The 20213-nt window shown below is 45.0% G+C and carries 18 protein-coding genes; 16 read left to right on the top strand and 2 right to left on the bottom strand.

All coding sequences use genetic code 11. The features are described 5' to 3' along the window. Window positions 1-133 precede the first annotated feature (133 nt). The 10 genes from L1D55_RS02445 (at window position 134) to rpoS (ending at window position 9869) form a co-directional block, all read left to right on the top strand. Window positions 134-1774, top strand: a complete 1641-nt coding sequence (locus L1D55_RS02445) for a CTP synthase (RefSeq protein WP_063524391.1) — start codon at window positions 134-136, stop codon at window positions 1772-1774. A gap of 80 nt (window positions 1775-1854) precedes the next feature. Then, a complete protein-coding gene (gene eno / locus L1D55_RS02440) occupies window positions 1855-3153 on the top strand; it encodes a phosphopyruvate hydratase (RefSeq protein WP_137408051.1) in 1299 nt (432 codons plus the stop codon). 717 nt (window positions 3154-3870) lie between these two features. Then, a complete protein-coding gene (gene ftsB / locus L1D55_RS02435) occupies window positions 3871-4152 on the top strand; it encodes a cell division protein FtsB (protein WP_004739050.1) in 282 nt (93 codons plus the stop codon). After that, entirely contained in the window at window positions 4152-4853 is a 702-nt protein-coding gene (gene ispD, locus L1D55_RS02430; RefSeq protein ID WP_239916401.1) for a 2-C-methyl-D-erythritol 4-phosphate cytidylyltransferase, read from the top strand. Before ftsB ends, ispD begins: the two co-directional genes overlap by 1 nt. A 2-nt stretch (window positions 4854-4855) precedes the next feature. Then, complete coding sequence (gene ispF / locus L1D55_RS02425) at window positions 4856-5335, top strand: 2-C-methyl-D-erythritol 2,4-cyclodiphosphate synthase (RefSeq protein WP_239916441.1); 480 nt, start codon at window positions 4856-4858, stop codon at window positions 5333-5335. Window positions 5336-5357: 22 nt separating this feature from the next. Further along, window positions 5358-6404 carry a tRNA pseudouridine(13) synthase TruD gene (truD, locus tag L1D55_RS02420; protein ID WP_239916400.1) on the top strand — a complete coding sequence of 349 codons (1047 nt, stop codon included), beginning with the start codon at window positions 5358-5360 and terminating at the stop codon, window positions 6402-6404. Window positions 6405-6481: 77 nt separating this feature from the next. Continuing rightward, the gene (gene surE / locus L1D55_RS02415; protein WP_239916399.1) at window positions 6482-7225 is read left to right on the top strand and encodes a 5'/3'-nucleotidase SurE; all 744 of its coding nucleotides are present in this window, start codon (window positions 6482-6484) and stop codon (window positions 7223-7225) included. Beyond that, entirely contained in the window at window positions 7226-7852 is a 627-nt protein-coding gene (locus tag L1D55_RS02410) for a protein-L-isoaspartate(D-aspartate) O-methyltransferase (protein ID WP_105025545.1), read from the top strand. Between the two features lie 34 nt (window positions 7853-7886). Then, window positions 7887-8789 (top strand): murein hydrolase activator NlpD, encoded by a 903-nt coding sequence (gene nlpD, locus L1D55_RS02405; RefSeq protein WP_239916398.1) that lies wholly within the window; start codon window positions 7887-7889, stop codon window positions 8787-8789. Window positions 8790-8888: 99 nt separating this feature from the next. Further along, the gene (rpoS, locus tag L1D55_RS02400; protein WP_128159418.1) at window positions 8889-9869 is read left to right on the top strand and encodes an RNA polymerase sigma factor RpoS; all 981 of its coding nucleotides are present in this window, start codon (window positions 8889-8891) and stop codon (window positions 9867-9869) included. An 87-nt stretch (window positions 9870-9956) separates the two neighbouring features. On the opposite strand, the gene mutS is transcribed toward rpoS, so the two are convergent. After that, window positions 9957-12518 (bottom strand): DNA mismatch repair protein MutS, encoded by a 2562-nt coding sequence (mutS, locus tag L1D55_RS02395; protein WP_239916397.1) that lies wholly within the window; start codon window positions 12516-12518, stop codon window positions 9957-9959. A gap of 124 nt (window positions 12519-12642) precedes the next feature. Between mutS and pncC the strand changes: the two genes are divergently transcribed. Further along, on the top strand, window positions 12643-13137 hold the full coding sequence (gene pncC / locus L1D55_RS02390) for a nicotinamide-nucleotide amidase (protein ID WP_239916396.1): 495 nt from the start codon (window positions 12643-12645) through the stop codon (window positions 13135-13137). 141 nt (window positions 13138-13278) lie between these two features. Further along, window positions 13279-14319 (top strand): recombinase RecA, encoded by a 1041-nt coding sequence (gene recA, locus L1D55_RS02385; RefSeq protein ID WP_004739060.1) that lies wholly within the window; start codon window positions 13279-13281, stop codon window positions 14317-14319. Between the two features lie 166 nt (window positions 14320-14485). Here recA and L1D55_RS02380 read toward each other — a convergent pair whose 3' ends face one another. Beyond that, window positions 14486-15364: a winged helix-turn-helix domain-containing protein gene (locus tag L1D55_RS02380; RefSeq protein WP_239916395.1), complete on the bottom strand. Its 879-nt coding sequence runs from the start codon at window positions 15362-15364 to the stop codon at window positions 14486-14488. 239 nt (window positions 15365-15603) lie between these two features. Here L1D55_RS02380 and L1D55_RS02375 point away from each other — a divergent pair, with 239 nt between their 5' ends. The 4 genes from L1D55_RS02375 (at window position 15604) to alaS (ending at window position 20002) form a co-directional block, all read left to right on the top strand. Next, window positions 15604-15882 carry a hypothetical protein gene (locus L1D55_RS02375; protein ID WP_239916394.1) on the top strand — a complete coding sequence of 93 codons (279 nt, stop codon included), beginning with the start codon at window positions 15604-15606 and terminating at the stop codon, window positions 15880-15882. 164 nt (window positions 15883-16046) lie between these two features. Beyond that, the gene (gene tpx, locus L1D55_RS02370) at window positions 16047-16553 is read left to right on the top strand and encodes a thiol peroxidase (RefSeq protein WP_102423635.1); all 507 of its coding nucleotides are present in this window, start codon (window positions 16047-16049) and stop codon (window positions 16551-16553) included. A 183-nt stretch (window positions 16554-16736) separates the two neighbouring features. Next, window positions 16737-17225: a hypothetical protein gene (locus tag L1D55_RS02365; RefSeq protein WP_239916393.1), complete on the top strand. Its 489-nt coding sequence runs from the start codon at window positions 16737-16739 to the stop codon at window positions 17223-17225. A gap of 194 nt (window positions 17226-17419) precedes the next feature. Further along, entirely contained in the window at window positions 17420-20002 is a 2583-nt protein-coding gene (gene alaS, locus L1D55_RS02360; RefSeq protein ID WP_128159430.1) for an alanine--tRNA ligase, read from the top strand. Window positions 20003-20213 lie beyond the last annotated feature (211 nt).

Here is a 20213-nt window from a genome sequence, read left to right as displayed (position 1 = left end):
AATTGATTTGAAGCAAAAAATAAAAAATAGCAGTGTGATAGATTTCACGTTGTGGCGATAAGGGGCTTCTGGTATATTTTCATCCCGTCCAGAAGTAGTCCATTTCCCTCATTCAACCAATTTCAGGTTAAACATGACGACAAATTACATTTTTGTTACTGGCGGGGTTGTATCCTCTCTAGGTAAAGGTATTGCTGCAGCATCTCTTGCGGCTATTTTAGAAGCTCGTGGTCTTAAAGTGACTATGATGAAGCTTGACCCTTACATCAACGTTGATCCAGGCACTATGAGCCCGACTCAGCACGGTGAAGTGTTCGTTACGGAAGATGGCGCTGAAACAGACCTTGACCTTGGTCACTACGAGCGATTCATTCGCACCAAGATGACTAAGCGTAACAACTTCACTGCAGGTCGTGTTTACTCAGACGTACTAGCAAAAGAGCGTCGCGGTGATTACCTAGGTGCAACTATTCAGGTTATCCCACACATCACTAACTCTATCAAAGAGCGTGTTATTTCTGGCGCTGAAGGCCACGATATCGCGATCGTTGAAGTTGGTGGTACGGTTGGTGATATCGAATCTCTACCATTCATGGAAGCGATTCGTCAGCTAGCAGTAGAACTAGGTCGTGAACGCGCAATGTTCATGCACCTAACGCTAGTACCTTACCTAGCAGCTGCGGGCGAAGTGAAAACTAAGCCGACTCAGCACTCTGTAAAAGAGCTACTGTCTATTGGTATTCAGCCTGACATCCTAGTTTGTCGTTCTGACCGCAACATTCCTTCGAATGAGCGTAAGAAAATTGCTCTGTTCTGTAATGTGCAAGAAAATGCAGTTATTTCTATGCGCGATGTTGACTCTATCTACAAGATCCCTCAGCTTATTAAAGCTCAAGGTACTGATGATCTTGTATGTAAGCGTTTCGGCATTACAGCTCCAGAAGCAGATCTGTCTGAATGGGAACAAGTAATTTACGAAGAAGCTAACCCAACGGGTGAAGTGACGATTGGTATGGTTGGTAAGTACATTGAACTACCAGACGCATACAAATCAGTAAATGAAGCGCTAAAACACGCAGGCTTGAAAAACCGCCTAAGCGTTAATATTAAATACGTAGATTCACAAGACGTTGAGTCTCGTGGCGTAGAAATTCTAGAAGGCCTAGACGCAATTCTAGTACCTGGTGGCTTCGGTGACCGTGGTGTTGAAGGTAAGATTCTTGCTGCTCAATACGCACGTGAAAACAAAGTACCGTACCTAGGTATCTGTCTAGGCATGCAAGTAGCACTTATCGAGTACGCTCGTAATGTTGCGAAAATGGAAGGCGCACACTCTTCTGAGTTCTGTTCTGAAACTAAATACCCAGTTGTTGGCCTAATCACTGAGTGGGTAGACGGCGAAGGTAAAGTTGAAGAGCGTACAGAGACATCTGATCTAGGCGGCACAATGCGTCTAGGTTCACAGCTTTGTCACCTAGCGAAAGGTACGAAAGCTTACGAACTATACGGTAGCGCGACGATCCATGAACGTCACCGTCACCGTTACGAAGTGAACAACAATCTTCGTCCACAAATCGAAAAAGCGGGCCTAAAAGTATCGGGTCTATCTGCGGACAAGAAACTGGTTGAAGTTATTGAGAACCCGAACCACCCATGGTTCGTTGCAGCTCAATTCCACCCAGAGTTCACTTCAACACCTCGCGATGGTCACCCATTGTTTGCAGGTTTCGTTAAAGCGGCTGGTGAGTTCCAGCGCGGCGAGTTAGAGAAGTAAAAGGAATACAGGTAGCAGCGTAAGTTGTGCTGCTACCTTTAAATTTGACATTTATATATTCAACGAGAAGGAAACATTCAATGTCTAAGATCGTTAAAGTTCTAGGTCGTGAAATCATCGATTCACGTGGTAACCCAACTGTAGAAGCTGAAGTACACCTAGAAGGCGGTTTCGTAGGTATGGCTGCTGCTCCATCTGGCGCATCTACTGGTTCTCGCGAAGCTCTTGAGCTACGTGACGGCGACAAATCACGTTTCCTAGGTAAAGGTGTTCTTAAAGCAATTGAAGCTGTAAACGGCCCAATCGCTGAAGCTCTAGTTGGTAAAGACGCTAAAGCTCAAGCTGACGTTGACCAAATCATGATCGACCTTGACGGTACTGAGAACAAATCTCAGTTCGGCGCGAACGCTATCCTAGCTGTTTCTCTAGCGAACGCTAAAGCTGCTGCTGCAGCTAAAGGCATGCCTCTATACGAGCACATCGCTGAGCTAAACGGTACTGCTGGTCAGTTCTCTATGCCTCTACCAATGATGAACATCATCAACGGTGGTGAGCACGCTGATAACAACGTTGACATCCAAGAGTTCATGATCCAACCAGTTGGTGCTAAGACTCTTAAAGAAGGTCTACGTATCGGTGCTGAAGTATTCCACAACCTAGCTAAAGTTCTTAAGTCTAAAGGCTACAGCACTGCAGTTGGTGACGAAGGTGGTTTCGCTCCAAACCTTAAGTCTAACGCTGAAGCTCTAGAAGTTATCGCAGAAGCTGTTGCAGCTGCTGGTTACGAACTAGGTAAAGACGTTACTCTAGCTATGGACTGTGCTGCATCTGAGTTCTTCGACAAAGAAGCTGGCATCTACAACATGAAAGGCGAAGGTAAGACTTTCTCTTCTGAAGAGTTCAACCACTACCTAGCTGAGCTAGCTAACCAATTCCCAATCGTTTCTATCGAAGATGGTCTAGACGAGTCTGATTGGGCTGGCTTCAAGCACCAAACTGAACTACTAGGTGACAAGCTTCAACTAGTAGGTGACGATCTATTCGTTACTAACACTAAGATTCTTGCTGAAGGTATCGAGAAAGGCGTAGCTAACTCTATCCTTATCAAGTTCAACCAAATCGGTTCTCTAACTGAGACTCTAGCTGCAATCAAGATGGCTAAAGACGCAGGTTACACAGCTGTAATCTCTCACCGTTCTGGCGAAACTGAAGACGCAACTATTGCTGACCTAGCGGTAGGTACTGCTGCAGGTCAAATCAAGACTGGTTCTATGAGCCGTTCTGACCGTGTTGCTAAGTACAACCAACTAATCCGTATCGAAGAAGCTCTAGGTTCTAAAGCTCCTTTCAACGGTCTTAAAGAAGTTAAAGGTCAATAATCTCTCTGGTTTTTAAACCAAAGGAATTGTTAATCTAAGCTTTGAATGCCTCGCTAATGCGGGGCATTTTTTTGTCTGTAGAAAGTGGCGGGAAGAAGCTCTAGGTTCTAAAGCTCTTCCTGTTACATATCCAGTTCGTCATTCCCTAGACTGACGAAGGAAGGAGTAGGGAATCTCTTATTTGCGTTTGTCGCGATAGATTCCCAACTCAGTCGTTCCTCCTTCTTGGGAATGACGGGGCATGTGACTTAGGAAAGGCGTTCGCCTTTGGTTCTTTCGGTTGCAGTAGTTTGTATCATTCGTCACTCCCTAGACTGACGAAGGAAGAAGTAGGGAATCTCTTATTTTGCATTTGCATCAATTGATTCCCAACTCAGTCGTTCCTCCCTCTTGGGAATGACGAGGGACGTGACTGAGGAAAGATGTTCTGTCTATGGCTCTTTCGTTGCAGTGTTTTGTATTAATTGGTTCTTCTTTTGGGAGTGCCGAAAGACTATGGCATTGGGAACGTAAACGTCTTCTTCTTAAGCTTTTCGTACTATCCGTCATTCCCGAGACCGACGGAGGAGAGAGTCGGGAATCTCATCACTGGTTCCTAACGACAATAATTCCTCGACTTATTGATTCCCTGACACCACATATCTCGCACCAATAAGCTCATTATGGTATATATGTGCCTTATTCTAGTTCCTTCTTTTTCAACCGGCGAAAGGTGTTATGCGAATTTTTGCTTTAGTACTGCTCATAGTGTTTGGCTGGCTACAACACACACTGTGGCTCGGTAAAAATGGTATCTCTGATTACTACGGTGTGAACAATGAAATCCAAGTTCAGCAGCAAGTTAACGAAAAATTAAAAGTTAGAAACGCTGAAATGTTTGCGGAAATCGACGACCTACGCCAAGGCTTAGATGCGATAGAAGAACGCGCACGTCATGAGCTTGGCATGGTTAAAGAAGGCGAAACGTTTTATCGCATCATTGGTGAGGAATCCCATTAATGTTGACTCAACCTCAAAGCGTGATTGCCGTTGTTCCTGCGGCGGGCGTTGGTAGCCGAATGAAGGCCGACCGTCCGAAGCAATATCTTAAGATCAATGGTAAAACGATTTTAGAGCATACCGTTGAGAAGCTACTGGCTCACCCACAAGTCTCTCAAATTGTCGTCGCAATCAGTGATGATGACCCATACTACCCAGAGCTACCCCTTACTCAGAATCCGCAAGTGACTCGAGTTGCTGGTGGAAGTGAAAGAGCGGATTCCGTTCTTTCTGCTTTAGATTATATCGAGAAGCAACAGCTCGGTGATTGGGTGATGGTACATGACGCAGCAAGGCCTTGCGTTCAGCTAAGTGATATCGACAAGCTAATCTCGACGGCGATGAGCCATAATGTCGGGGCAATCTTAGCTGCCCCAGTGCGAGATACGATGAAGCGAGGCGCTCAAGGGCAAATTGTTCATACTGTCGAGCGAGCCGATTTGTGGCACGCCCTCACACCACAAATGTTCAGAGCTGAACCTCTGTGGAATGTATTGAGTGAAGCGCTGCAACAAGGCGTTTCGATTACCGACGAAGCCTCTGCTTTTGAATGGAAAGGCTTCTCGCCCGCTTTAGTCGCTGGGCGTTCAGATAATTTTAAGATTACTCAGCCTGAAGATTTAGCGCTCGCTGAGTTCTATTTAAGTCAGAATAAGGAATAATGATGATTCGTATTGGCCATGGCTTTGATGTACATAAGTTTGGTGGTGAAGGCCCGGTAATTATTGGTGGTGTGAGCATCCCCTATGAACAAAGTCTTATCGCACACTCAGACGGTGATGTTGCCCTTCATGCCTTGTGTGACGCGCTGTTAGGTGCGATCGCTGCGGGAGATATCGGTCGTCATTTCCCTGATACTGACGATGAGTGGAAAGGCGCGGATAGCCGTGCGCTATTGAAAGACGTGTACCGCCGAGTAAAAGAGCAAGGCTATGTGATTGGCAATGCCGATATTACTATCATGGCGCAAGCGCCTAAAATGGCGCCTCATATAGACTCTATGTGCCAAGCCATTGCACAAGATTTAGAAACCAGCATCAGCAATGTGAACGTAAAAGCAACGACAACCGAGCGTTTAGGCTTTACGGGTCGCAAAGAGGGCATCGCATGTGAAGCGGTGGTCCTAATTACCAAAAGTGCATAAGCACCAACACGAAAAGAACAGCATGTCAGATATTTTATCTTCATTGGCTTATCTAAACGGTAAACCAACTGCGAAAGCAAAACTAAAAGCGAAAGCTGAACACTTTGTCGTTATCGAAGACTTGGGTTTTGAGTTTACGGGTGAAGGCGAACACTTAATGGTGCGCATTCGTAAAACAGGTGAAAACACGAGTTTCGTAGCCAATGAGTTGGCTAAAGCCTGTGGCGTTAAGTCGAAAGACGTAAGCTGGGCTGGCTTGAAAGACCGTCACGCAGTGACCGAGCAGTGGTTGAGTGTACACCTACCTAAAGGTGAGCCTGACTTTTCAGCGTTCTTAGCACAGTACCCAAGCATCGAAATTCTTGCGACAGCGCGACACAACAAAAAATTGCGTCCTGGTGATTTAGTTGGCAACCAATTCGAGTTGACCTTGTCTGAAGTAACAGACTGCGACGATGTCGTAAAGCGTTTAGAAAAAGTTGCTCAAGTGGGGGTACCAAACTACTTTGGTGCTCAGCGTTTTGGTAACGAAGGTAATAACTTGTCTGAAGCTCGTCGTTGGGGCCGTGATAATGTGCGTACTCGTAATCAGAACAAACGTAGCTTGTACCTTTCGGCTGCTCGTTCATGGATTTACAACCTAATCCTGTCTGACCGTATTGAACAAGATGTGTTTGCATCGGTATTGGTTGGCGATATCGTCGTTAAAGATGGCGCTCAACTGACGGTGACGACTGACAACCTTGAAGCTGTAAGCCAAGATGTTGCGAATGGTACTGCATTGGTGACGGTTGCTTTGGCCGGTGATAACGCTTTACCAACGACTGATGAGTCTCAAGCTTTAGAGCAGAAACACCTTGATGCTGAACCGGATCTGATGGCTCTGATTCGTGGTAACCGTATGCGCCATGACCGCCGTGAAGCGTCTCTGAAACCGACTGATCTAACGTGGGAAGTGAGTGAAGATAATGTCACTCTGAAGTTCTCTCTTGATGCTGGCTGCTTTGCGACAGCTATCGTTCGTGAATTAGTTGAAGAAGTACACGTAGAGAGAAGCTACGAGCAGTAATGATTCTGCTTGGCACTAAGTGACTTAGTATCGGTATTTAAGTCACTTAGCATTGGAATATGAAGAAAGGATACAGAATGAAGATTTTACTCAGCAACGATGATGGTGTGCATGCTCAAGGTATTCATGAGCTAGCAGATGAACTACGTGATCTTGCTGAAGTTATCATTGTGGCACCTGACCGTAATCGTTCAGGCGCTTCAAATTCATTAACTTTAGAGCAGCCTTTACGTGTTCAAGAGATTGCTGAAAAGACCTATTCGGTACAGGGAACACCGACCGATTGTGTGCATTTCGCATTAAATGAACTGCTAAAGGATGATATGCCTGACCTAGTATTAACGGGCATTAACCATGGTGCAAACCTGGGTGATGACGTGTTGTACTCAGGTACAGTCGCAGCAGCAATGGAAGGACACTTTCTAGGTGTTCAATCGGTGGCATTTTCTCTGGTTGGTAAAAAACATTTTAAGACAGCGGCAGCGATTGCTCGTCGTATTGTTGAACAACATTTAGCAAAACCAATCCCAACCAACCGCCTGTTAAACGTTAATGTGCCGGATCTCTCTTTAGAAGAACTATCGGGAACTCAGGTTACTCGCCTTGGCGCACGTCACCATGCTGAAGATATGATTAAGCAAAAAGACCCGCGTGGTCATGATATTTATTGGCTTGGTCCTCCAGGTAAAGAGCAAGATGCGGGCGAAGGTACCGATTTCTATGCGATTGAGCATGGCTTTGTGTCGGTAACGCCACTGCAGGTCGATCTGACAGCACATGAGTCTTTAGGCGCAATGACAACATGGTTAGGAGAGAAGTAAGTGAGTAACCCACAAGCAGAACGCTTAATTACTTTTCTGATTGAAAATGGCATCCGAGACCAAAAGGTACTGGATGCGATTTACCAACTTCCAAGAGAGAGTTTTTTGTCTCAGGCTATGTATCATCAGGCTTACGACAATAATGCACTGCCTATCGGGCAAGGGCAGACCATCTCACAGCCGTATATTGTTGCTAAAATGACAGAATTACTTGAGCTGCAACAAGATAGCCGAGTTTTGGAAATCGGAACTGGTTCTGGCTACCAAACTGCTGTTTTAGCTCAACTTGTCGATCATGTTTATTCGGTTGAAAGGATAAAGTCGCTACAATGGGACGCTAAGCGTCGGCTAAAGCAGCTCGATTTTTATAATATTTCAACCAAACATGGTGATGGCTGGCAAGGTTGGTCCTCTAAAGGGCCTTTTGATGCGATCATCGTAACCGCTGCTGCAGAGTCTATTCCTCAAGCTCTTTTGCAACAGCTGAAAGATGGCGGTCGTCTATTGATTCCGGTTGGTGATGACGAACAACAGTTATTGAAGATCGTGCGTCATGGTGATGAGTTTTTATCGAGTGTCATCGAGATGGTGCGATTTGTACCTCTGGTTCCTGGTGAGCTAGCTTAATAAAAGACTTATGGTGTAGGTGGATAGAGAGTCGATGCGTTCGAAGTTGTTAAAAGGAAGCTCCTTACTGCTTAGTTGTGCACTTGTTGGGTGTGCAGCGAATTCGCCTGCGCCAGTTTCAAGCCTAAGTAAAAACTACTCATCGATTGATCGCGGTAGCTATCGCGGCAGTTACTACGAAGTGAAAAAAGGCGATACGCTTTATTTCATCGCGTATGTCACCAATAAAGATGTACAAGATCTGATTAGCTATAACAAACTTGCAGCCCCTTATACCATCCACCCAGGGCAGAAGCTTAAGTTGTGGCGTCCTAGCTATAATGCACCAGCGTATGGTAAGACAACGGTTGCAGCTGCAGCAGTTGCCGCCCCTGTCGCTGCCTCGACTGCAAGTAAACCTAAAGCTACCTCGCAACAGAGCAAAAACTCTAAACCTGCGCCAGCTCAAACTACAGCCAAAGTGGCGAAAAAAGATCCACCAAAGAAGGTTGAACAATCCAAATCAAAGGAGTATGTTGGGTCTAAAGGTAAACAGAATGTCACACCGTCCACCAAACCAACAAGTGATAAAGTATCCAAATGGTTATGGCCAACTAAAGGGAGAGTAATTAAGAATTTCTCTGTAGGCGAACAAGGAAATAAAGGCATAGACATAGCAGGACAGCGAGGTCAGCCAATAGTATCTACTGCAGGGGGAACGGTTGTTTATTCGGGTAATGCATTACGAGGCTACGGCAATCTAGTGATTGTGAAGCATAATGATAATTACTTAAGTGCATACGCGCATAACGACCGACTATTAGTATCTGAAGGGCAAAGTGTGAAACCAGGGCAGAAGATTGCAACAATGGGAAGCTCCGGAGCCAGCAGTGTTAGGCTGCACTTTGAGATTCGTTACCAAGGTAAATCCGTCAATCCAAAACGATATTTACCTTAAATACAATATGAACTAATCACGTATTGTATTAAGTGACACAGTCATTTAGCGACATTATGAAGTTGTAATGTCATGCTAATTTCGCCAGGGGGAGGCGTTATGAGTATAAGCAATGCAGTAATCAAAGAAGAGTTCGATCTTGACCAAGTAACCACGGAATCGGAAACACTTGAACAAGAGAAGCGAACTGCTACTAAGAAAGCCGAAGTTAAAGAAGAAACAGAAGTTACTTCCAAGAGTTTAGATGCGACGCAACTGTATCTAGGCGAAATCGGTTTCTCACCACTACTAACCGCAGAAGAAGAGGTGCTATATGCACGTCGAGCTCTACGCGGTGATGAAGCAGCACGCAAACGCATGATCGAAAGTAACCTGCGTTTGGTCGTTAAAATTTCTCGTCGTTATAGCAACCGTGGTCTAGCACTTCTTGATCTAATCGAAGAAGGTAACCTAGGTTTGATTCGCGCCGTAGAGAAGTTTGACCCAGAGCGTGGCTTCCGTTTTTCTACCTACGCGACATGGTGGATTCGTCAGACCATTGAGCGTGCTTTGATGAATCAGACTCGCACTATCCGTTTACCAATTCATGTTGTGAAAGAGCTGAACATCTACCTGCGTACTGCAAGAGAACTATCACAGAAACTTGACCATGAACCAACAGCTGAAGAGATTGCTTCTAAGCTTGATAAACCTGTTGGTGACGTAAGTAAGATGCTTCGTCTAAACGAAAGAGTGAGCTCGGTAGATACGCCAATTGGTGGTGATGGTGAGAAAGCACTACTGGACATTATTCCAGATGTGAACAACTCAGATCCTGAGGTTTCGACTCAAGATAGCGATATCAAAAACTCACTGATCTTCTGGCTTGATGAGCTGAATCCTAAGCAGAAAGAGGTGCTTGCACGTCGATTTGGCCTACTAGGCTATGAACCGTCAACGCTAGAAGAAGTCGGTCGTGAAATCAGCCTGACTCGTGAACGCGTTCGTCAAATCCAAGTTGAAGGCCTTCGTCGTCTACGTGAGATCCTTATCAAGCAAGGTTTGAACATGGAAAACCTGTTCAACGTTGAAAACGACTAAACGATATCCACTGATATCGAATCAAAAAAACGCTGACTTAATGTCAGCGTTTTTGTTTTTATCGGGGTTAAAGATACTTGCCTTTGATTAGAGCAGTTTCTTCAAGCGGTACAACTCTTCCAGTGCTTGGCGTGGCGTCAGATCATCAGGATCAACGTTCGCTAATGCTTGTTCTACTTCACTTGGCTCAGGGATAAGGCTCAGTTGGTTCGCAATATCAACGCCGCTTGGCTTCGATGTAGGAGACTCAATGCTCAACGCTTCAAGTTGTGTCAGCTTCGCACGAGCGTTCTTGATCACGGCTTTTGGTACACCAGCTAACCCTGCAACTGCTAGGCCGTAAGACTTACTTGCTGCACCCTCTTGAACTGCGTGCATGAAGGCGATGCTGTCACCATGCTCTACTGCGTCTAAGTGAACGTTGGCCAGTGTTGGAATCTGGTTTGGTAATTCGGTTAGCTCAAAGTAGTGCGTCGCAAACAGTGTCATCGCATTGATTTGATTCGCTAACCACTCTGCACTTGCCCAAGCTAGAGATAGACCATCGTAAGTACTGGTACCTCGACCGATTTCATCCATCAGTACCAGGCTGTTTGGCGTCGCGTTATGCAGAATGTTAGCCGTTTCTGTCATCTCAACCATGAAGGTTGAACGACCAGACGCTAGATCATCCGATGCACCAATTCGAGTAAAGATGCGGTCGATAGAGCCAATGGTTGCGCTCTCTGCTGGAACATAACAACCAATATGTGCCATTAGCGCGATAAGTGCTGTTTGACGCATGTAAGTCGATTTACCACCCATGTTTGGACCTGTGATGATCAGCATCTTACGCTTGTCGTTAAGGTCAATTGGGTTAGCAATGAATGGTTCATCCATCACTTGTTCAACCACAGGGTGACGGCCTGCTTGGATTTGGACGCCAGCAGATTCAGTCATGGTTGGACGACAATAATCTAGCGTGTCTGCACGCTCGGCTAAGTTTTGTAAGACATCAAGCTGAGACACAGAAGAGGCGATGTTTTGTAGTCGCTCTAAATGTGGCAGTAGCAAATCAAACAGCTCTTCCCATAACTGCTTCTCGATAGCCAGAGCTTTCGACTTAGAGTTTAGAACTTTGTCTTCGTGCTCTTTTAGCTCAGGAATAATGTAACGCTCAGCGTTCTTTAGTGTTTGACGACGTACATAGTGTGGCGGCACAAGGTGGCTTTGGCCGCGGCTTACTTGAATGAAGAAACCGTGTACGTTGTTGTAGCCAACCTTAAGTGTGTCGATGCCATGGCGCTCACGCTCTTCTTGCTCCAATTGATCAAGGAATTCAGTTGCACCAGCAGCTAGGTTACGCCATTCGTCTAGTTCGGTATTGTAGCCTTCAGCGATCACACCACCGTCGCGGATAACCACAGGTGGGTTCTCTTTTATGGCGCGCTCTAGTAGCTCTGATACTTCATCTAAAGGAGAAGCATACTGAGCAAGTTGAGTCAGGTATGGGTGCTTAAGCTGGGTTAGCGTTTCTGCAAGTTCTGGTAGGTATTCCATCGCTTGACGAAGTCGCGCCATATCACGTGGGCGAGCCGAGCGAAGTGCCAATCGAGCCAAAATACGCTCAATATCACCAATCTGTTTCAGTGTTGGCTGCAGCTCAGTGAATAGAGCCAAATCTTTCATCTCACCAATCGCATCTAGGCGTTGGTTAAGTGCCGAGATATTACGCATTGGTTGATGTAACCAACGCTTAAGCATACGACTACCCATTGCGGTTGCAGTGTGATCTAGCACTTCAGCAAGAGTGTTGTCGGTGCCACCGCCAAGGTTTTGCGTGATCTCTAGGTTACGGCGAGTCGCAGCATCGAGGATCACCGAGTGATCTTGCTTGTCCATTGTCAGTGAACGAATATGCGGAAGCGCAGTACGTTGAGTATCTTTTACATATTGAATAAGGCAGCCGGCTGCGCACAAGCCAAGTTTCGCGCCTTCAACACCAAAACCAACAAGGTCACGAGTGCCAAATTGTTGGTTCAACTGCTGCTTAGCGGTATCTAATTCAAATTCCCATACTGGACGACGACGATTACCTGTGCGGCTTGCCATTAATTCAACGGGTTCGAAATCTTCAGGGAACAACAACTCACGCGGAGAGGTTCTCTGCAGTTCTGCTGCCATTGCTTCTTCGGTTTCAGGTTCACACAGTTGGAATCGGCCAGAGGTAATGTCTAACGTCGCGTAACCAAACTTGCCGCTGTGGTGGTAAATAGCGGCGATTAAGTTGTCGACACGTTCAGAAAGCAGTGCTTCATCGGTTACGGTACCTGGTGTCACGATACGTACTACCGCTCGCTCGACAGGGCCTTTTGAAAGTGCTGGATTACCAATCTGTTCACAAATTGCTACGGATTCACCGAGTTGCACTAACTTAGCTAGGTACCCCTCAACGGCATGGTATGGGACGCCGGCCATTGGGATTGGCTCACCATTTGAAGAGCCGCGTTTAGTCAGTGAAATATCGAGGAGTTGAGACGCTTTTTTTGCGTCATCGTAGAAAAGCTCGTAGAAATCGCCCATGCGGTAGAACAGCAGAATTTCTGGGTTTTCTGCCTTCAGTTTTAGGTACTGCTGCATCATGGGAGTATGTTTTTGATCGGCTTTCACAGTTAACTTCTTTCGTTTATTTCTATTGCGGCTTAGGATACGTGAAAGCGTTTCGTGCGAAAAGCGGCTGAAGCGAAAAGATGCGCATCCAAATGTTCTAATGGTAAATAAAGGGAAGCTGACAATGCAGATGACTCAAGATCTTAGTGAAAAACTCGGACTGTTGCTTGCAGAGCACAATCAGGTGTTGGTAACCGCCGAATCTTGTACTGGTGGCGGTGTAGCAAGTGCGGTAACGGATATAGCAGGCAGCTCTGCTTGGTTTGACCGCGCTTTTGTCACTTATAGCAATGAAGCAAAGCAAGAGATGATTGGCGTGCAGCTAGAAACCTTAGTGGAATTTGGTGCGGTCAGTGAACCTGTCGTTATAGAAATGGCTGAAGGTGCGCTAGAGCATTCGAAGGGAACCGTCGCTGTGTCAATTAGTGGTATTGCAGGCCCTGGCGGCGGTTCTGAAGAGAAACCCGTTGGTACGGTATGCTTTGCTTGGAAAGCGCTAAGTGGTTGGAATAAAGTGGAAACGCATGTATTTGATGGTGACAGATCACAAGTACGCCAACAAGCCACCCACCATGCCCTGCAAGTTATTTATGATTACCTATCAATGGAAGACAAGTAACATTTGTACAAATTATTTTCATACAGGTATAGACACTGTATGAATCAACAGTATAATAAAAGCCAATTAGTCACCCCTATGTGGGTTAGAAATAGATTCTAAATCGCTTGTTTCACGACAACCGATTACCTGGAGATAGTAATGGACGAGAATAAACAAAAAGCGTTAGCCGCAGCCCTTGGTCAGATTGAAAAACAATTTGGTAAAGGCTCTATCATGCGTCTTGGTGACAACCGTACAATGGATGTAGAAACGATTTCTACTGGTTCTCTATCTCTAGATATCGCACTAGGTGCTGGTGGTCTACCGATGGGTCGTATCGTTGAAATCTACGGTCCAGAATCTTCAGGTAAAACAACGCTAACACTTGAGCTGATCGCTGCAGCACAAAAAGTAGGTAAAACCTGTGCTTTCGTTGATGCTGAGCACGCACTAGACCCTATTTACGCTCAAAAGCTTGGTGTTGATATCGATGCACTTCTTGTTTCTCAACCTGATACTGGTGAACAAGCTCTAGAAATCTGTGATGCTCTAGCGCGTTCTGGTGCTATTGACGTATTGGTTGTCGATTCAGTAGCAGCACTAACACCAAAAGCTGAAATCGAAGGCGAAATGGGCGACAGCCACATGGGTCTTCAAGCTCGTATGCTTTCTCAAGCAATGCGTAAGCTGACTGGTAACCTTAAGCAGTCTAACTGTATGTGTATCTTCATTAACCAAATCCGTATGAAGATTGGTGTAATGTTTGGTAACCCAGAAACAACAACGGGTGGTAACGCACTTAAGTTCTACGCATCGGTTCGTCTTGATATTCGTCGTACTGGTTCTATCAAAGAAGGTGACGAGATCGTTGGTAACGAAACACGCATCAAGGTTGTTAAGAACAAGATTGCTGCACCGTTTAAACAAGCTGAAACTCAAATCTTATACGGCCAAGGCTTTAACCGTGAAGGTGAGCTGATTGACCTAGGTGTTAAGAACAAGCTAGTTGATAAAGCCGGCGCTTGGTACAGCTACAAAGGCGATAAGATCGGTCAAGGTAAATCGAACTCTTGTAAGTTCCTACGTGAAAATCCAGAGATCGCTCTAGAGCTAGATACTAAACTTCGTGAACTACTACTGACTCCTGCTGTTCTTGATGAGAAAGAAGTAGAAAAAGAAGAAGAGAACGAAGAGTTTTAATCTAAATCATTACTCTTAGCTAAGAACTTGAAGCCTCGCATTGTATGCGAGGCTTTTTTTTATTGGCTGACACATTCATCGCACTTTCTCTGTTTCTCATTGCGGCGTTCGCTATCTACAACCTTCCTCAAAGCTAAGCCACTGATGTCTTGAGCGACAAGATCATTTATTGCTGTGGTTTGCCTTTGCAGTAAAAGGACTCCAGTAAAGGAATAATAATGGATGGGTAAATATTGAGGCCGTCTAGCTTCTGTTTGAAGATATTTTGACTCTTTCGATTGTTGGTAAAAACAAAAGCATACATTGAAATGATGTTGTCTCGGAAAGCTGAATTAGTGATGCGAATGTAGATACATTTTACATTGCATTGTGATAGCTCGAGGTTGTTGATGTATGAGGTCATTTCGGGCTCAGTGATTGTATTTGATTGGTTATGAACATAAAGCGTGGCGCTACCAAACGGGTAGGACTGGTAGTTGTCTTTATCTAAAAATGGCGCTTGCTCTTTGTTGTAATGAATGGAGTAGTAGGCGACCAATATGATGCCAAACCACAGGGCACATAAATTTAACGTAAATTGACGAGGAAACTTGGTTTTCGTTTTTTGATTACTGACTGGTTGCTGTAAATCTGGGCTTATCTTATTGTCATCAATGCTCGTGTCTGCATCCGCCAATTCAAGTTGCACTTCCGCCTCAACGATAGATTTAACTTCTTCAACCTGCAAATCTTGTTGCTTTGGTGAGATCACCAATAAGTAACCTTGCTTACTGATTGTTTTGAGCTCTAGCTCGTTAGTGTCTAATTTTTTGAATACTTTTCGAATATAGCTAATGGTGTTGGTTAGGGACTGATCGGTAACCAACACACCTTGCCAACACTCTTCAAACAACTCCTCTCGCGAAACGCATCTATCTTGGTGCTTTAACAAGTACAACAGAACCTTGAACGGTAGAGGGCGCATGCTGACCGTGATATCCGCTGGATGGTGAGTCAGTGTCCTTATCTCAATATCAATAGTGACGGAATCGGTGATATTACGCATTTGATTCATGGGCTTAGTAATTTAAATGAAGTTCATTTTGGCGGGCGGTACTTTAAGCATAGGAGGGCTGTCTGTAACTGTAAAATCTCATTGGTTATATAAAGATTACATTTAGCTATGTGGTTATGTTTTTGTTTGGCAATGGTTTGTGGTGGAAGCGATGGCTGGTTGCTAACGTAATGCCGCCTCGAGCTTGGGTGATAGCTTGACTTCTAATCGTTGTTTTAAAGGTAATTAGGATGCCAGAAATTAAACAGAAAAACTCTCAATCGGTGAATCAGCTGTTGCAAGAGTATAAGGACGTCACTTCCATAGAGTCCTTTCAACTGGATGTTGTTCAGTCTCTTACTAAGATTTTTGCCGATAAAGAGAAGAGCCTTGAACGCTTTGACAAGGTGACCTTACTAAAGGTTGCTCAGCAGCATATTGATCAAGAAATTGATTTCTCTCTTTCTGTTGGTTTCGACGATGCGGTTCCTATCCTCAATCAAATACGAAAAGTAATCGAAGCTGCCTAAGCGTTGAATTTGCGCCTGAGGGTTAATAAACGTTTTTACTGACTTCGCAGGTGCAAATTACGAATGAAATATAGATAAGAGATGTTCGATTTGAATGTCTTTAGATAATAGCAACACAGTCAGCTAGAACAGCCATTTTAAGAATTACATTGAAAGGAATAAACATGAACACAGTGACATTTATGGGCGATAAAATCGCACTAGCAGGTGACTTCCCACAAAAAGGTGAAGTACTTACTACACCAGCAATGACATCGGTATCGCTAGCACCACTAACGATTTCAGAAAAACAAGCTGATTTTAAACTGATCTACTTGTTCCCAAGCGTTGATACACCAGTATGTTCAAGCAGCACTAAGGTGATCTCTGAACTAGCAGAGCTAAAATCAGAGTCAGTAGATGTATACACGGTTTCAACCGATCTACCATTTGCGCTTGCTCGTTACCAAGAGAGCGAAGGTGTGGAAGGTGTGGAGCAGCTATCGGTATTCAAAAATCCAGAGCTATTAAAAGCATTCGGTACACAGTTTGAAGAGCATGCACTATCTGGCTTGTCAGCTCGTGCCGTTATTCTACTAGATGCGAACAATGTAGTGTTGCACAGCGAACTGGTTTCGGAAGTGACTGAAGAGCCAAACTACAACGCTATTGTTGAAGCTCTAAAAGCTTAATCATAGCTAGAGGCCTTGGTGAATTTTGGGCACCAAGGCTTCACCGTTAATTACGCGAAACTTTATGGATTACAATATTTTGCTGAACCTTAGCAGGTTTCAGTCTACGCTTATAATTCCGATGCTTGCTGTGGATGATAGGCAAGTAAGTAGAGAATTAAATAAGATACAAGGTGTCACGCATTGATAAAATCTAAGCCTGCAATTTTTGTCATGATTTCAGCGTTAGGTGCATTGATTCTGACAATTGTATTACTCATTCAACCTATCTTTTTAAGAGGGAGCCAGTGGGCGTGTAACCTCAACCATGTGGGCTTTGTTACGCCATCGTATGCGCGGTACTCTGAGTTGAATGAATTTATGCTGTACTCGTTTAGTTCTGACGAAGATTTTTTTGTCAGCGATAGGATTCAAACTCTGAATCAGCACGGGGCAGTCGAAACGGCTGAGGTTGTGTTTGTCGGGAAATACACATTGCAAGACAACCATTTAGAGATGGTGTTTAATGAAGTGAACTTCAGACATAAACATCCGAATGACATGATCAATCGTAATCAGGCACTGTATAAGGGTTTTACGATTCAATACGATATTGAATTGGATGGTGATTTTCTTTACCTGTTCTCAGCTAATAACAGCGAAGAGTTCAATCATATCTGTACTAAGCGCTAGTCTTCCCAAGTCATCTACTCTACCGTTTTTCTTGATATCCACTAGTTACAACCTAGTGGAATATTCTTCATTTTCGCTAATTCCAACTAAAATCCTATCCAAGGGCGTCTTTTCTACAAGAAAACTAGTCGAAGCCTTAACCATGATCTACAATACGACAAAATTCTAACTCGACTATTTTCAGGAAGAGCTGCATGTACATGAGCACTGATGAGGTTCGCAACGCGTTCCTTAAGTTCTTTGAGAGCAAAGGACACCAAATCGTAGACAGTTCATCGTTAGTTCCACATAACGATCCAACCCTGCTATTCACTAACGCAGGTATGAACCAATTCAAAGATTGTTTCTTAGGCGCCGAGAAGCGTGCCTACACTCGAGCGACTACGGCTCAACGTTGTGTACGTGCTGGCGGTAAACACAATGACCTTGAAAACGTAGGTTTCACGGCTCGTCACCACACATTCTTTGAAATGCTTGGTAACTTCAGCTTTGGCGATTACTTCAAAGAAGACGCGATTGCGTTTGCTTGGGAATTCCTAACAGAAACTCTACAACTTCCAAAAGATCGTCTATTGGTAACGGTATACGAGACAGATGACGAAGCATTCGATATCTGGAACAAGAAAGTAGGTGTACCTGCTGACCGTATCGTTCGCATCGGCGACAAAGAAGGCGGTAAACAGTTCGAGTCTGACAACTTCTGGACAATGGGTGACACAGGTCCTTGTGGTCCATGTACTGAGATTTTCTACGATCACGGTGAACACATTTGGGGCGGCCGTCCAGGCACTCCTGAAGAAGATGGTGACCGTTTCATCGAGATCTGGAACAACGTATTCATGCAGTTCAACCGTCACGCAGACGGCACAATGGAACCGCTACCTAAGCCTGCTGTTGATACAGGTATGGGTATTGAGCGTATCTCTGCAATCATGCAAGGCGTACACTCAAACTACGAAATCGATGTATTCCAAAAGCTAATCAAAGCAACGGCTGAAACGATCGGTTACGAAGACCTATCAAACCAGTCGCTACGCGTTATCGCTGACCACATCCGTTCTTGTTCATTCCTGATCGCTGATGGCGTTATGCCTTCAAACGAAGGTCGTGGTTACGTTCTACGTCGTATTATTCGTCGTGCAGTTCGTCACGGTAACAAGTTAGGTGCACAAGGCGTATTCTTCCACAAACTTGTGGGTGTACTAGCTGAAGTGATGGGTTCTGCAGCAGACGAGCTGAAGAAGCAACAAGAGCTTGTTGAAAAAGTACTTCGTATCGAAGAAGAAAACTTTGGTCGCACACTAGAGCGCGGCATGGTTATCCTGAACGAAGCACTAGACGCACTTGAAGGCAAAGAGCTAGACGGTGAAACAGTATTCAAACTTTACGATACCTACGGCTTCCCAGCTGATTTAACTAACGACGTAGCTCGTGAGCGTGACTTCACAATTGATGAAGAAGGCTTCGAGAAGGCGATGGAAGTTCAGCGTCAGCGTGCACGTGAAGCGGGCCAATTCGGCACTGACTACAACGCGACGATCAAAGTGGAAACCAACACTGAATTCTGTGGTTACACAGGTACAGAAGGTGCTGGTGAGATCTCTGCACTGTTCGTTGAAGGCGAAGAGGTTGCTTCTCTGTCTGCGGGCGATAAAGCAATCATCATCCTTGAGGAAACCCCATTCTACGCGGAATCAGGCGGTCAATGTGGTGATACCGGTACGCTAAAAACTGCGTCTGGTCTTTTCAAAGTTGAAGACACTCAAAAGCTAGGTAACGCATTTGCACACCACGGTGAGCTAGTTGAAGGTGTGTTCGCGAAAGGCGATAAAGTAGAAGCAACAGTAGACGCTGAGCGTCGTGCAGCTATCTCACTTAACCACTCTGCAACTCACTTACTTCACGCTGCACTGCGCGAAGTTCTTGGTGAGCACGTGGCTCAAAAAGGTTCTTTGGTTAAGCCTGACAACCTACGTTTTGACTTCTCTAACCTTGAAGCGGTAACGCCAGAACAACTTAAAGAAGTAGAGCGTTTGGTTAACGCGCAAGTTCGTAAGAACCATGCAATTGAAACTAACATCATGGACATCGAGTCAGCGAAAGAAAAAGGTGCGATGGCACTGTTTGGCGAGAAGTACGATGATGAAGTTCGCGTTCTGTCTATGGGCGATTTCTCTACTGAGCTTTGTGGTGGTATCCACGCAAGCAACACTGGTGACATTGGCCTGTTCAAGATCACTTCTGAAGGTGGTATCGCAGCGGGTATTCGTCGTATCGAAGCGGTAACGGGTGAAGCTGCACTAGATGCAGTAGAAGCTCAAGCTAACGCTTATGAAGAGAAACTGGCTGAGTCAGCTAAAAAAGCGAAGTCTCTAGAGAAAGAAATCCAACTACTTAAAGAAAAGATGGCTGCAGCTGAAAGTGCAAACATCATGGGCAAAGTAGAAGAGATCTCTGGTACTAAGGTACTGGTTGCTGCTATCGAAGGTGCAGACAACAAGAACCTACGTACTATGGTTGATAACGCTAAAAACCAAGTGGGTAGCGGCATCATCCTGATCGCTAACGTAGCAGACGGTAAAGTTGGCTTGATTGCTGGTGTAACTAAAGACCTTATCGGCAAAGTAAAAGCGGGCGACCTAGTTAAGATGGTTGCTGAGCAAGTTGGCGGTAAAGGCGGCGGTCGCCCAGATATGGCTCAAGCGGGCGGTACTGACGTTGAAGCACTACCTGAAGCGCTTAAATCTGTACGTACTTGGCTAGAAGAGCGTCTTTAAGCTTAAGTAATTGATACAAAGATGCCCAATCAGTTGATTGGGCATCTTTTATTTTGCCTATTGGAAGAGTGTCTAAACCAGGTTTGATTGAGATTAACCAAGAAGTCTAATGTCAACGTTAGACTTCTTGGTTAATTTTTTATTGCTTCGCCATGACGCGGAGCGTGTGTTTTTTTGTCATATATAGACATTGGTCTTGGGAAGGTGAGGA

Origin of the sequence: Vibrio sp. Isolate22, assembly GCF_022398115.1 — a bacterium.
Classification (GTDB): Bacteria; Pseudomonadota; Gammaproteobacteria; order Enterobacterales; family Vibrionaceae; genus Vibrio.
Note: the sequence above shows the minus strand (reverse complement) of the source record. Positions and strands in the feature narration are given on the sequence as shown.